The organism is Bacteroidota bacterium (genome assembly GCA_016195025.1).
Lineage (GTDB): Bacteria > Bacteroidota > Bacteroidia > Palsa-948 > Palsa-948 > Palsa-948.
On sequence record JACQAL010000017.1, the window covers coordinates 1 to 13,723 of the forward strand.

Sequence of the window (13,723 nt, forward strand, 5' to 3'; positions counted from 1 at the left end):
AATGCACCATCAAGGTTTGCCAGAATTTCTACTGATAAATAAATTATTCCTATGATTTTTAAAATATTTTTCATTACTTTTGAGTTTAGTTTCATCAAAAGTATGGTTTTTGCCTAAATACCAATTAATTGTTATATCCGATATTTCTACTATGTTCATTATTCTTCTCTTTTATATTCTTTTTCTTCTGAAAAATATTTGTTGTATTCTAAAACTTTTTCTTCAATTAATTTGGTTAATTGTTTGCCCGTTATATTTGTCAATTCGTCTGGAGTTCCTAATTTCCAAATTTTGGCTTCTGTTATTACCTTTATAAATACTGACAAAAATTTTCTACGAAAAATCTGTTCTTCATTAGATTCAAAATCTCTAAACTTTTTTAATGCGATTATTTTATTTTTCAATTCTATATTTTCAGAATTTATCTTGTATAGAATATTAGTATTAACTAAACCAATCTTATCAGAAATCTTCCAATAAAAATAAAATATTGCAAGTAAGATTGTAATTACACAAGAAATAATAAGCCATGTATAATCAATATTATTCATAGGATTTTGGGAATTGGAATTGTGGAAAAAGAATTGATAAAATCCAATACAATCTACTATAAATGCCAATGAAGAAGGAATTATTCTTTGTGGAGATTTTAATGTTTTCATTACTTTTGATATTAGTTTTGTCAAAAGTATGATTTTTGCCTAAATACCAATAGGTTGTCATATCCGTTTCTTTTTTCGATTTCATCGGTATTTGTTTTATTGGGTTACTATTAAATATTTTTCATAGATGGAAAGGTATTCAACGAAAAGCCGTTTTGCTTCATCTGATGTAGGAGAAACAAAGGGGGAACCGACAAACGCAAGCGTACTCGAACCCCAATACTCGTAAAACGTATGCGAGAAAACGAGACCCGCTTCTGTCATTTCTCCAACAGGAAACCATCGCCTTTGCGATTTGTTTTTATAATCCGGTATAAAATTTTTCTCTTTATTATTCAGCGCAATTATTTTCCGAATCATGCACGAAGCATTTTCGTGTTCATCTTCGGCATCCACAAGTTTTTCATGCGGGAGATAAGCATATCCCGCTTCTTTTCTCTTTGAATAATCATACGTGATGGTGAGATTATTTTTCTTACAGAAATTTTGGAATAGTTCTATCCAATCGGAATTATTTTTGAAGGCGTCTTCGCCAAAAATTCTTTTGAGTAAAGATTTTCCATTAGTGTCTGCCGATGGATATTCGGTTTTTGCTTTTTCGAGTATTTCCATTTTTTTATTAGTTGGTTTTTATTTTCAATTCAAAATATTTACTGCTTTGTATTTCAGATAGCAGCCATTTATGCCGGAAATAGTTTTCTATTATTTCGGTGGCTGGAATTTCGGTAAGCATTCCTTCGGACTGCAAAAGTTCAATTCCTTTCATGCTCAGGTTGCCCAATGGGCGCATTTCGCTGGTATCTTCCGGAGAAATAAAATAAATGGGATGAAAGTTTTTTATGCCGGAATAAATTTTCAGGATGAAGCGTTTCTTGCCCTCTCCCTCATTCCCTCCCCCGATGGGGGAGGGAAGGGCGGGGATGGAATTTTCGGCATTGTCAATATTATTGCTTCCGCAAAACGGGCAGCTGATGGTTCCGATGGGCTGATCGCCATCTTCCGGAAAATTTTTCCCGCAATTGCAGCAATGGAATTTGCGAAGGGTTTCGGGGAACATTCAGCTTATGTATTTTAATTTTATTTCAGGAAACCAGGCGCGTGCTTCATCTTCCGGAAGCGGAGAACCATTCTGAAGAATATCTATGCGCACCGGCACTTGCTTCCATATTTCCCCGAGTAAAAGTTTTTTATCCATGTTTATTTTTTTTATGGGCAAAGGGGGAGAGTGAACAAACTGCAATTGTCTTGCTCTTTTTCTCTCCCCTGGCTTTTAAGCCGCTTCGCTCCCTTTTCTTAGTTTTTTGTTTCGTGTTCTTCTAATAAAGAATGCCCGTTCATGTTTTCTTTCTTTTCAAGATTTGCACCATAATTATTATTATATTAAATTCTTATTTCCTAATAATAACCACGATTTTTATATAAACCATGTGATTTTAGATTTAAAAGTTAATGTGAATTCTATATACTACAACAATACGAATTTATGCCCTACTACTCTATATTATATATTTTAGGGAATAATAAGAATATGGCGGACATTAATCTCATCTCCTTGTTTTGTATCTACCATCAGAATATGATAACCGAATTCTGTTTCAAATACGTCTGAAACTACTTTCTCTTTTATTGAAAAAGCCACTGCTTCAAATTCGGAGACAAACGTTCCACGCTGAATGTTTTTGTATAATCCTCCGTTTGCCGCAGAACCGGGGTCCATTGAAAATTTAATGGCAGCAGAAGCAAAATCTATTTTTCCTGAAACAATCGCTTCCCGAATGGAATCAATTTTTTGCCTGGCTATATCTTTTTCTGCGGTATCAAATTTATTGTGTGATTGCCCTAAAATTAAATGAGATGAAATGAATAAAAGAAGAATTGAAAAAATAATTTTGAATTTCATTTTAAATTAATTTCATGCAAGTTGCTTTGTTGATATTTATGAAGAATTTTTTTTCGCATCATTCGCATACATTCATGCCTGCCTGCCGGTTTACCTGCCGTATGTATGGCAGGCAGGTTTTGGAATTATTTTATCAAACGAATTACTTCCCTCCCCCTTTCAACTCCGCATCTAACTTTTTATATTTCTCTGTTTCTCCCTGTCCTGTGCGTGCATAGAGTTGCCGGAGGGTTCGCATGGTGTCTTTATCGGTTGCATCCAACTCGTGCGCTTTTTCCAGCAGCGGAATTGCCTTTTGAAAAATTGAATCGGCTCTTGCTTCTTCGGCTTTTACTTTCTTTGGGTCTTTGGTGTTTTCCGCTTCATTGATAATGGCTGCGCCCATGTTGTTGTAGAAAACTCCCAAACTATAGAGCCCTGCAAAATAACCGGGCTTCAACTCTATTGCTTTGTTAAATTCTTCTTCTGCTTTTTTCGCCAGTCCGGCTGAGTTGGCAGTCCGCGGCAAATCGTTTCCTGCCGCATCTTTCGGAAATGCCACTTTATTGTAGGTCTGCCCCAGCACCAGATGCAGTTCGTGGTTGTCGGGATTTTTTTCCAATGCGCGGTGAATGCTTGCAATGGCATCTTCTGATTTTCCGCTTTTCAAATAAAGATTTATTTTTTCAATCAGCAGCAAATAACTTTCGGGCATTGCATCGCTGGCTTTCAGAATGATTTTTCTTAGAGAAGCAGTATCCTCTGCATCCTTGTATAGTTGAATGATGGTTAAATAACTGGTTTCGGGTTTATAGTTGATTGCAATTAACTTTTCATAATACTTTTCTGCTTTTTTATACTCTTTCTCGTGCGAAGCGGCAACCGCCAGGTTATTGATGGACGCTGTATCGGTAACGTTCATTTTTAATTTCATTTCAACCGACTTTTCATAATACGGAACTGCATCGGCATAATTTTTATTTCTCAAACTTGAATAGGCGCGGTCGCTGTAATCGTTTGCAATCACTTTTATTTTCAGATTGGCATCATCGGAATAAATTTTTTTCTCATCCAACTCTGTTTCCTTCTGAAACGATTGGAGCGCTTCGTCCAGTTCATTCATTGAAACGGCTTGATAAGCGCCCAGCAGTTTTTTGTTTATGTCGCCATCGGCACTTTTGTTCATTTCGTTTTTCAGGTTCAAATCAAAAAGCGAAAGATATATTTCTCCCCTGTAAAACCAGGTTTTCTCCTTGCCTGCCGTGGTTTCATCTTTTGCGGCAAGGTCAATTTTTTCTTTCGCCTGCAGCAGCGAGTTTTTATCGTTGAACTTTTTATAATCTTCGTAAAGCGCAGTGGCGCTGTTCAGGTTTTTGTTTTGGGAATAAGAAATTCCGCCTGCGGCAATAAATAAAATGAGAATGTATTTTTTCATAACGGTTCCAAAAGTATGAAAAACTCTCCCCCATCCTCTCTCTTTAAAAAAGAGGTAGTGTCTCATTTTGAAATTTGTTTAGTGAACCTTTGTGTCTTAGTGCCTTCGTGGCTATGCTTTTCTTTATTTTTGCCACTAAGACACGAAGTCACTAAGAAAACCACACGAAGAAATACAAACTGAGACACTATCAAAAAAGAGAGGGGTGACCGGGGGTCGGGGTGAGTTCCTGATACTACCCGCAATAAAAAGATTTATATATTCGCCCCACAAAAAAATTACTACCATGAAAAAAATATTTCTTCTCTCAGTTACATTCAGCGCATTTATTATTTCTGCAGTTGCCCAGCCGCAGTTAATTGAAAAAACAGATGTGCCGGCAGGTAAGGTTGGAATTGCCTATAAAAAATATAAACTCACAAACGGATTGACTGTTCTTCTTCACGAAGACCACTCCGACCCTATTGTGAACGTTGCCGTAACTTATAAAGTGGGTTCTTACAGGGAGGACTTGGGAAAATCCGGCTTCGCGCATTTCTTCGAGCACATGATGTTTCAGGGCTCCAAGCACATTGCCGATGAAGAACATTTTAAAATTATTCAGACCGCAGGCGGAAACATGAATGGTTTTACCGAGCACGACAAGACCACTTATTTTGAAACGCTTCCTTCCAATTATCTTGAAACCGCACTTTGGCTGGAAGCAGACAGAATGGGTTTTCTTCTCGACTCTCTTTACGAACGCAAATTTGAAAACCAGCGTGACGCAGTGAAGAATGAAAAATCGCAGAACGTAGAGAACCAACCTTACGCGCTCGGCTTTGAAGAAGAAATAAATGAATTGCTTTATCCTGCAGGGCATCCTTATAGTTGGCCCGTGATTGGATATACCGATGATTTGAACCGCGCTTCCATGAATGATGTGAGGAATTTTTTCCTTCGCTGGTACGGACCTAACAATGCCATTCTTGCCGTGAGCGGTGACTTTGATGAAGCGCAGGCATTGAAATGGATTGATAAATATTACGGAACATTGAAGCAATGCCCCGAAGTGAAAAAGGTGCGCGCTCCGCAGGTGGTGTTGCCGCAGGATAAATATGGCGCTTACCGCGACCGCGTGTTTCTTCCCTTGAACCTGAGAGTATATCCCACCGTTCCGCAATATCACCGCGATGAAGCGGCTTTGGATTTGCTTGCCGATATGTTTGGTTCAGGCAAAAACTCACTGCTCTATAAAAACTTTGTGAAGAATGAAAAAGCAGCCACAGCATTTGCGCAACATAGCAATCAGGAACTGAGCGGTGAATTTCAAATTGGCGTGATTGCCTATCCTCCCGATGATTTCAACTACGAGAATTTGTTCGGAGAGATTGACAAAAATGTGAAAGCCACGCTCGATGAATTTGAAAAAACAGGAATCACCGATGATGCGCTTCAACGCGCCAAAGCAAAAAAGATTACTTCCATTTATGACGGGCTTGACGGTGTGTTTCAAAAATCGCTCATGATGTCGGAATGGGAGCGCCTGCTCGGAAAAAATTCTTCCATTCAGGATGAAATTGACCGCTACAACAAAGTGACGAAAGAAGATATTACGCGCGTGTTCAGCAAATACATTAAAAGTGCGGGCGCGGCAATTCTGAACACCTACCCTATCATCAGTGCAAAAGATTCTGCCAAGAGTTCTAACCCCTATGCCGGGCAAACTTTTACAGCAAATCCTGAATACAACGGTCTTTCGTATCAGCCCACTCCCGATGGATTTGACAGAGGAGTTCGTCCGGTTCCGGGCGCTCCCAAAATAGTGAAGGTTCCGGATTATTTCCAGTTTGCGCTCAGCAACGGAATTAAAGTGATTGGAACTTCTTTCAGCGAAACACCCATTGTTCAACTGCGCATTGAAATGGATGGCGGAGAACTGGTGAATGCCGATTCTAAAAAAACAGGAATTGCATCACTTACCGCAAACATGATGAACGAAAGCACAAAAAATTATACATCCGAACAAGTGGAAGCGGAACTTGATAAACTGGGAAGCGATATTTCTTTTTCGGCAAACAAACTCAGCACCGTGATTACGGTTTCTTCGCTCAAAGAAAATTTAGACGCTACCATGAAAATTCTGGAAGAGAAATTATTCCGCCCTGCTTTCAAAGAAGATGACTTCAAGCGGCTGAAAAAAGAAATGAGCAATAACATTCAGCAGGAAGCAAAACAGCCGGAACAAACGGCAACTAAACTTTTCGATTATGTGCTCTATGGCGAAACTCCGCTGGGCCTTTCTGCTTCGGTGAAATCGGTAGATAAAATTTCATTGCAGGATGTGAAGGACTACTATGAAAAAAACTACACCCCTACCCTTGCAAAAATTACTGTTGTAGGAGATGTGAACAATGAAGTTGCCAAACAAAAATTGGATATTCTTTCCAAGTGGCCTTCAAAAAATGTTACTGTTCCCGCTCCTCCCGCCCCTGTTACTCAAACTGCTGACCAGTTTTATATTTATGACATGGCGGGCGCTCCGTCAACGGTGGTTTACATGGGATATGCTTCCAACAAGTATGAGCCCTACGGAGATTTCTTTAAGAACCGCATTGTTAATTTTGCGTTCGGAGGAAATTTCAACAGCCGCATTAACTTAAACCTTCGCGAAGAAAAAGGATATACGTATGGCATTCGTTCTGCGTTTAGCGGAAACGCGTACACCGGAAAGTTTCTGATTTCTTCTTCGGTGAAACGGAAATCCACCGCGCTTTCGCTGGCAGAAATCATGAAGGAGATGAAGAATTACAATACCAACGGAATAACCGACAAGGAACTGGAGTACACAAAAAATTCCATGCTCAACCAGGAAGCCATCAAGTATGAATCGTCCATGCAGAAATTGTTTTTCCTTTCGGATATTGTGAAATATAATTTGGAAAAAGATTACACGCAGAAGCAGAATGACATTCTGAAAGGCATTACGAAAGAGGAAGCGAACGCGCAAATCAAAAAATACATGAAAACATCTCCGCTGAACATGCTGGTGGTGGGAGATAAAATGGCGATTGACGCGCAGTTGAAAAAATATGCTGCCGAGCCGCAATACGCTCCCAATCTTTCAAACATCAAACTCAAAAAAATATCGGACTGATAATTGTTAACCTGCCAAAGTACGAATGGTTACCAATGTACTAATGGAATGCAAAAACTGATGGCTGCTAGTAGTACATTAGTACAGATTTGTAAATTAATAGATGATTGGATAAATAAAACGAATAGTATGATTAAAAAAATAATTCTTCTTCTTCTCTTTCAATTTGCTTTTGTCACTCTGAGTTTAGTCGAAGGGCAAAATGTTGAAGTGCAAAATGCATACATGTATCTGGGTGAAAAAAATTACGCCAAAGCAAAAACTTCTGCCGATGCTTCTGTTGCAAATGAAAAAACCAAAGAGATGGCGAAAGCATGGCTTTACCGCGGGCAGGCTTACAAGGCAATTTTTTCCGATACCAGCCGGAAAGTAAATGCGCTCGATGCCGATGCGGCAGAAAAAGCAGTGGAAAGTTTTGTGCGCTGTTATCAACTCGACAAAGAAAAATTTTACAAGGATGATTTGAAAGGCGGACTGGCGGTGAGCGCGGGCGAGTTGTGGAACAAAACGGAAAAAATTTATTTGCCCTATAAAGAATATGAAAAAGCAATTGCCGCAGATGAATTATTGAAAACCGCCCTGCCGTATGATGCCGATGAATTGTTAAAGCGCAGAAACGTTACTGCCGAAAACATAATGTGGTCGCAATACCGCGCCTATTATTCTTCCGGCAACAATGCAAAAGCGAAAGAGACGGGGAATAAACTTATGTCAATGAACTATAAAGTTCCTGCCATTTATTCAAGCATGGCGAAATTAAATCTTTCGGAAAAAGATACGGCTGCCGCTCTCTCTTCGCTCGATAAAGGGCTTGCGCTGTTTGAAGACAATATGGATTTGATTGAAATGCAGATTGACATTCTGATGAAGCAAAAGAAAACCGATGTGCTGAAACAGAAACTTGAAAGCGCAGTGGAAATAAATCCGAACAGCGATATGCTTCATGCCGCTCTTGCAAACCTCTATGATAAATTAAATGAACCCGACAAATCTGAAAAAGAATATCTGGAAGCAATTGACATCAATCCGAAAAATGAATATGCCTTGTTTAACTTAGGCGCAAAATATTTTAACCAGGGAAATGAGTGGAATAAAAAACTCAATGACCTTCCGCCCAGCGAAAAAGCAAAAGCGAAGGACTATGAAACAAAGAGCAACGATACTTTCCGCAAAGCGGCAACCTACTTTGAAAAATATTACCAGTTAAAACCCGATGCAGCCGTCAAGCAGCGCCTGCGCAAAGTTTATATATTGCTTGGCGAAAATGAAAAAGCGGATAAGTACAAATAATTATTCCTTGATGATTTTATAAGAAATAATTTTTTCGGATGAAGAAATTTTAAGCAGGTACACTCCCCTATCCAGATTTCCTAACGGAAGATATTCTTCACTTTTCGGCTCTGCAATTTTTTTGCTGTACACTTCTCTTGAAAGCAAATCGTAAACAGCAACCTCAATTTCTTTTTTGAAAGAAGAACTGATTGTTATTCCATCGGTAAAAAGAGTGGGACGAATAGAAAAAGAATTTTGTTCCGCTTCATTTGTTCCCAGCACAAGAATGGAAACATCCTTGCAGAAAATTGACTGGCAACTATCGCAGGAATATACTGTAAGGCAAACCGAATAGGTTCCGTTTGCGGAATATGTATGAATGGGATTTTGCGCGGAAGAATTATTTCCATCTCCAAAATTCCAAGTATAGTAACAAGCGGCAAGGGAGTTGTTTGTAAAGTAAGCCGTGTCGCCATTGGTAGTATCGGCAAAGGAAGAAACCGGAAGAACATTCACGGTTACTTTTTTCTTTATGGTATCCGTGCAGGTTCCGTTGGAAGCAACGAGCGTAACGGTATAATTACCGGCAGCAGCATACACATGCGAAGGAGAAAAAGCGGAGGAAGAATTTGCATCGCCAAAATTCCAGTTCCACTGATTTGAATTAACGGAAAGATTTATAAACTGAATGGAATCATTCAGACAAACGGAAGTATCAGAAATAAAATTCGCAGCGGGCTTTATGCAAATTCTCAGCGACCAAATATCCATTGCGCCATGATTGCCGCTTATGTCTCCATCATTTGAATTTGTATAGCCGGAAATCACATAGCCGTTGTACGCGGGAGAAAGCGCATACGCATCATCCAATCCCGAACCTCCGAAAGAATTTTCCCATTGAAGATTTCCAATTGAATCTGTTTTCAGAATCCAGTAATCAAAACTTCCGTGATTGCCGGTAACATCTCCATCGGTGGAATTGGAATATCCGGCAAGAACAAATCCGTTATCGGGCGAAGTAAGAATTCTTGTTCCGTAATCACCGCTGCTTCCGCCAAAAGTTTTTTGCCATTTCAGATTTCCGGCTGAATCAAGTTTAATCAGCCACTCATCCATTCCGCCATGATTGTTGGTAACATCTCCGTCATTGGAATTTGTATAGCCGATTACCGCATAGCCGCTGTCGCTGGTTTGCGTAAGATAAAACGCCACATCATCGTTGCTTCCGCCAAAAGTTTTGCTCCACTTGATATTTCCAACTGAATCAATTTTCACAATCCACTCGTCATCCAATCCTTTGGTAGTTCCTACATCTCCATCGTTTGAATCGCTATGACCGGCAATTACAAACCCGCCATCGTTGGTTGGAACAATGGTGTGCGAATCTTCATCACTGCTTCCGCCCAAGCATTTTTGCCATTTGAGATTTCCTACCGAATCAATTTTGAAAACCCAGAAATCGCCCGAGCCGTGATTTCCGCTCACGTCTCCATCGTTTGAAAAAGTATTTGCGGTAACCATGTAACTTCCGTCTTTCATAGGAAGAATTCCCGATTCAATGTTGCCGTCATCGTTGCTGCCTCCATACACTTTTTTCCATTTCACATTTCCTGCGGAATCAAGTTTCACAATCAGCACATCGGTCATGCCGTGATTGCCGGAAATAAGTGTATCGTTTGAATCAGTGAAACCGGAAAGAATAAATCCTTTATCTAAAGTTTGCGAAACATTCCACGCCAAATCAAATCCGTTTCCTCCTATGGATTTCTGCCATTGAATAGTTCCGAGGGAATCAAACTTCACCGCCCACATATCAAAACTTCCGTAATTAGTTGTTACATCTCCATCGGTGGAATTGGAATAACCCACAGTCACATATCCTCCATCGCTGGTTTTTTGCTGGAAGCGCGCGAAATCAAAACTGCTCCCACCAAAAGTTTTTTCCCATTGAATAACCGGCTGGGAAAAAACAGTAAGCGGCAAACAGTATGCGGTGAGAAGTAAAAGAGTTTTCATTCGGAAGCGTAATATTTCATAAAGTTCATAAATTTTTTCATAAAGATTCTTGTTCTCAAATGATATTTTTCTCCTTTAATCCAGAAATCAATATGCTTTGTTTTTGGTTTGTTGAAAAGCGGATTGTAACTTGCGCGGTAACTGATGTAAAAATCTTTTGATGCGTTGAAGTCCTGGTAAATTGCCACAAATGGTTTTGGTTTTTCGGCTTTTATTTTCTGGCGCAGGTCTTTGTAATTTGACAAAAGCGCTTTGCACTGGTTCAAATCAAGATTTACATAGGTAATGTTTGTTTCCAGTGAAGAAGATAAGGTAAGTATTTTAAAAAGTTTTTTTCCGTTCAAATGATATTTTTCCGCGCCAATTACCATTCCGGTTTTTCCTTTATGCTTGTATCCTGTGAGTTCCAGATAAGCAAATCCTTTGAATGAGCCGCTTTGATTGTGCAAATGTTTTTGAAAAATAGAATATGTTTCGAGCCGACTGAATTCATTTCCGTTATGCTCTTCAACATTTGTTTTAATGTATTGCTCGGTAAGATAGCGCGTGTGGCGGCAACCAAAGAAGGGTGCGCAAACGAAAAACAGAAAAATAATTTTCCTTATGTAATTTCTTATTTTCATTTGTCAGACCAGAGGTTAGATGCTTGATGTTTTAACTTCTAACCTCTAACTTCAAACTTCTAACTTTCTTCCGTTGGAGTTTCAGGGTTTGCCGGTGGATTTTCTATTGATGGAGTTTCTTCTTTTTCATCTCCGCCATCCTGTTCCTCAATATCCACTTTTGCCACGGCTGCAATTTCATCGCCTTCGTTCAAATCAATGAGGCGGACGCCTTGTGTGGCTCTTCCCATTTCTCGCAATGTTTTTACAGACATGCGGATGGTAATTCCCTCAGCGGTGATTATCATCAGGTCGTCTTTGTCCGTTACATCTTTTATTGAAATAAGATTTCCCGTCTTGTCTGTAATTTTTACCGTACGCACTCCTTTTCCTCCGCGGTTTGTAATTCTATATTCCTCTACTCCCGTGCGCTTGCCGTAACCTTTTTCTGTCACAACAAGAACGGTTTGCACTTCGGGATTGCTGATACAAATCATTCCGATTGCTTCATCGCCTTTCTTTTCTTCATCGAGTCGTATTCCGCGAACTCCGCCTGCTGTGCGTCCCATCGGGCGGACTTTTGATTCAGGGAAGCGGCATGCCTTTCCTGATTTCAATGCAATCATGATTTCAGATTTTCCATCGGTGAGTTTTGCTTCGAGCAATTCATCTTTTGCTTCTTCATCAATGCTGATGGCGTGAATTCCATTTGCGCGAGGACGCGAATACGCTTCGAGCGTTGTCTTTTTAATTGTTCCCTGTCTGGTGCACATCACCACGAAATGATTTTTCAGATACTCTTCATCGGTAAGATTTTTCACATTAACGAATGCTTTCACTTTATCATCGGGCGGAATCTGAATCACGTTTTGAATCGCGCGCCCTTTGGTTGCTTTTCCTCCTTCGGGAATTTCATAGCAGCGAAGCCAGAAACATCTTCCCTTCTGCGTGAAGAACAAAAGATAATTGTGAGTGCTCGCTACGAACATGTGCTCGAGAAAATCTTCTTCTCTTGTGGCACTTCCTTTTGCGCCCACTCCTCCCCTTCTCTGCCTGCGGTATGCAGTGAGGTCTGTTCGCTTAATATATCCGAGATGAGAAATTGTAACCACCACTTGTTCATCGGGAATGAGCGCTTCCATGTTCAGTTCGTCAGCGGCATAAACAACTTCTGTTCTGCGCTCGTCACCGTATTTTTCTTTTACTTCATTCAGTTCGTTCTTGATGATTTCATAGCGGAGAACTTCATCTCCTAATACATCTTTTAAGAACGCAATCATCTTCATCAGGTCTTCGTATTCCGCACGGATTTTATCGCGCTCAAGTCCGGTGAGAACACGCAGACGCAATTCAAGAATTGCTTTCGCCTGTTCTTCGGAAAGTTTGAAACTTTCCATCAAACCCTCTTTCGCAATCTCAGGAGTTTTAGCAGCGCGGATTATTCTTATGACTTCGTCTAAATTGTCAATCGCGATTAAATATCCTTCCAATATATGCGCGCGCTTTTCGGCTTCGGCTAATTCAAATTTTGTTCTGCGCACCACCACTTCGTGGCGGAAGTCAACAAAACTTGCGATGAGTTGTTTGAGATTGAGAAGTTGCGGTCTGCCGTTAATCAGCGCAACATTGTTCACGCTGAAACTTGATTGAAGTTCGGTGCGCTTGAAAAGATTATTAACCACCACTTTCGCGATGGCTTCTTTTTTCAGTTCATATACAATGCGCATTCCGTCTCTGTCTGATTCATCGCGGATTTCAGAAATGCCTTCCATCACTTTATCCTGGATAAGATTCGCGGTGTCTTCAATCAGTTTCGCTTTGTTAATCAGGTAAGGAATTTCAGAAACAATTATTCTTTCTCTTCCTTTATGTTCTTCCACTTCATACTTGGCGCGCATCACAATTCTTCCTCTTCCGGTTTCAAATGCTTCTTTCACGCCTTCGTATCCGTAAATAATTCCACCTGTAGGAAAGTCGGGCGCTTTCACCATTTTCATCATGTCTTCCACCGTAATGTCGCGGTTGTCTATATAAGCGATGGTTGCATTTACAATTTCTGTGAGGTTATGCGGAGGCATGTTGGTTGCCATTCCCACTGCAATTCCCGAAGCGCCATTCACTAATAAGTTTGGAATTCTCGTAGGAAGAACAGTCGGCTCGGTGAGCGAGTCATCAAAATTCGGGCGGAAGTCAACGGTATCTTTTTCAATATCGGCAAGCATTTCTTCTGCAATCTTGCGCATGCGCGCTTCGGTATAACGCATTGCCGCAGGAGGATCGCCATCCACGCTTCCGTAATTTCCCTGTCCGTCAACGAGCGGATAACGCAATGACCAGGGCTGAGCCATGCGAACCATCGTATCGTAAACAGAGGAATCCCCGTGCGGATGATATTTGCCGAGAACTTCCCCGACAATGCGCGCACTCTTTTTATAGGGACGATTTGAAAAAACTCCGAGGTCTTGCATTCCATACAAAACTCTGCGGTGCACGGGTTTTAATCCATCGCGCACATCGGGCAATGCGCGCGAAACAATCACAGACATTGAATAATCAATGTAAGCGACTTTCATTTCGTCTTCAATATTTACGGGAATGATTTTATCTTCTGCCATAGGGGTTTATCTATGAAAAGTTGTTGTTTTTAACTGCCCGAAAATACTCCTTTTGAACAGTGGATGAAGGTAGTAAAACAACTATAATTATGAACACTTCTTCGTT

11 protein-coding genes are annotated in these 13,723 nt (G+C 40.3%); 2 read left to right on the top strand and 9 right to left on the bottom strand.

Translation table 11 applies throughout. The features are described 5' to 3' along the window. Window positions 1-158: 158 nt before the first annotated feature. From HY063_03235 to HY063_03260, 6 genes are all read right to left on the bottom strand, one after another. Window positions 159-662, bottom strand: coding sequence for a hypothetical protein (locus HY063_03235; protein ID MBI3500784.1), 504 nt, complete (start codon window positions 660-662; stop codon window positions 159-161). Window positions 663-758: 96 nt separating this feature from the next. After that, window positions 759-1,274 carry a hypothetical protein gene (locus HY063_03240; protein MBI3500785.1) on the bottom strand — a complete coding sequence of 172 codons (516 nt, stop codon included), beginning with the start codon at window positions 1,272-1,274 and terminating at the stop codon, window positions 759-761. 7 nt (window positions 1,275-1,281) lie between these two features. Further along, window positions 1,282-1,719: a hypothetical protein gene (locus HY063_03245; protein ID MBI3500786.1), complete on the bottom strand. Its 438-nt coding sequence runs from the start codon at window positions 1,717-1,719 to the stop codon at window positions 1,282-1,284. Further along, the gene (locus HY063_03250; GenBank protein MBI3500787.1) at window positions 1,720-1,857 is read right to left on the bottom strand and encodes a hypothetical protein; all 138 of its coding nucleotides are present in this window, start codon (window positions 1,855-1,857) and stop codon (window positions 1,720-1,722) included. Window positions 1,858-2,172: 315 nt separating this feature from the next. Beyond that, the gene (locus HY063_03255) at window positions 2,173-2,562 is read right to left on the bottom strand and encodes a peptidyl-prolyl cis-trans isomerase (protein MBI3500788.1); all 390 of its coding nucleotides are present in this window, start codon (window positions 2,560-2,562) and stop codon (window positions 2,173-2,175) included. Window positions 2,563-2,704: 142 nt separating this feature from the next. Further along, window positions 2,705-3,976 carry a tetratricopeptide repeat protein gene (locus HY063_03260; GenBank protein MBI3500789.1) on the bottom strand — a complete coding sequence of 424 codons (1,272 nt, stop codon included), beginning with the start codon at window positions 3,974-3,976 and terminating at the stop codon, window positions 2,705-2,707. Window positions 3,977-4,262: 286 nt separating this feature from the next. Between HY063_03260 and HY063_03265 the strand changes: the two genes are divergently transcribed. Then, a complete protein-coding gene (locus HY063_03265) occupies window positions 4,263-7,112 on the top strand; it encodes an insulinase family protein (GenBank protein ID MBI3500790.1) in 2,850 nt (949 codons plus the stop codon). Between the two features lie 129 nt (window positions 7,113-7,241). Further along, window positions 7,242-8,402, top strand: a complete 1,161-nt coding sequence (locus tag HY063_03270) for a hypothetical protein (GenBank protein ID MBI3500791.1) — start codon at window positions 7,242-7,244, stop codon at window positions 8,400-8,402. On the opposite strand, the gene HY063_03275 is transcribed toward HY063_03270, so the two are convergent. Genes HY063_03275 through gyrA form a run of 3 tightly spaced genes read right to left on the bottom strand, consistent with a single transcriptional unit; the run spans window position 8,403 to window position 13,617 of the window. Then, entirely contained in the window at window positions 8,403-10,400 is a 1,998-nt protein-coding gene (locus HY063_03275) for a PKD domain-containing protein (GenBank protein ID MBI3500792.1), read from the bottom strand. Next, on the bottom strand, window positions 10,397-11,023 hold the full coding sequence (locus tag HY063_03280; protein ID MBI3500793.1) for a hypothetical protein: 627 nt from the start codon (window positions 11,021-11,023) through the stop codon (window positions 10,397-10,399). Before HY063_03280 ends, HY063_03275 begins: the two co-directional genes overlap by 4 nt. A 59-nt stretch (window positions 11,024-11,082) precedes the next feature. Next, window positions 11,083-13,617 carry a DNA gyrase subunit A gene (gene gyrA, locus HY063_03285; protein MBI3500794.1) on the bottom strand — a complete coding sequence of 845 codons (2,535 nt, stop codon included), beginning with the start codon at window positions 13,615-13,617 and terminating at the stop codon, window positions 11,083-11,085. Between the last annotated feature and the right edge of the window lie 106 nt (window positions 13,618-13,723).

Coding starts and splice junctions, on each gene's coding strand:
- HY063_03235 (MBI3500784.1), bottom strand. CDS start 662: ATGAAAACATTAAAATCTCCACAAAGAATAATTCCTTCTTCATTGGCA.
- HY063_03240 (MBI3500785.1), bottom strand. CDS start 1,274: ATGGAAATACTCGAAAAAGCAAAAACCGAATATCCATCGGCAGACACT.
- HY063_03245 (MBI3500786.1), bottom strand. CDS start 1,719: ATGTTCCCCGAAACCCTTCGCAAATTCCATTGCTGCAATTGCGGGAAA.
- HY063_03250 (MBI3500787.1), bottom strand. CDS start 1,857: ATGGATAAAAAACTTTTACTCGGGGAAATATGGAAGCAAGTGCCGGTG.
- HY063_03255 (MBI3500788.1), bottom strand. CDS start 2,562: ATGAAATTCAAAATTATTTTTTCAATTCTTCTTTTATTCATTTCATCT.
- HY063_03260 (MBI3500789.1), bottom strand. CDS start 3,976: ATGAAAAAATACATTCTCATTTTATTTATTGCCGCAGGCGGAATTTCT.
- HY063_03265 (MBI3500790.1), top strand. CDS start 4,263: ATGAAAAAAATATTTCTTCTCTCAGTTACATTCAGCGCATTTATTATT.
- HY063_03270 (MBI3500791.1), top strand. CDS start 7,242: ATGATTAAAAAAATAATTCTTCTTCTTCTCTTTCAATTTGCTTTTGTC.
- HY063_03275 (MBI3500792.1), bottom strand. CDS start 10,400: ATGAAAACTCTTTTACTTCTCACCGCATACTGTTTGCCGCTTACTGTT.
- HY063_03280 (MBI3500793.1), bottom strand. CDS start 11,023: ATGAAAATAAGAAATTACATAAGGAAAATTATTTTTCTGTTTTTCGTT.
- gyrA (MBI3500794.1), bottom strand. CDS start 13,617: ATGGCAGAAGATAAAATCATTCCCGTAAATATTGAAGACGAAATGAAA.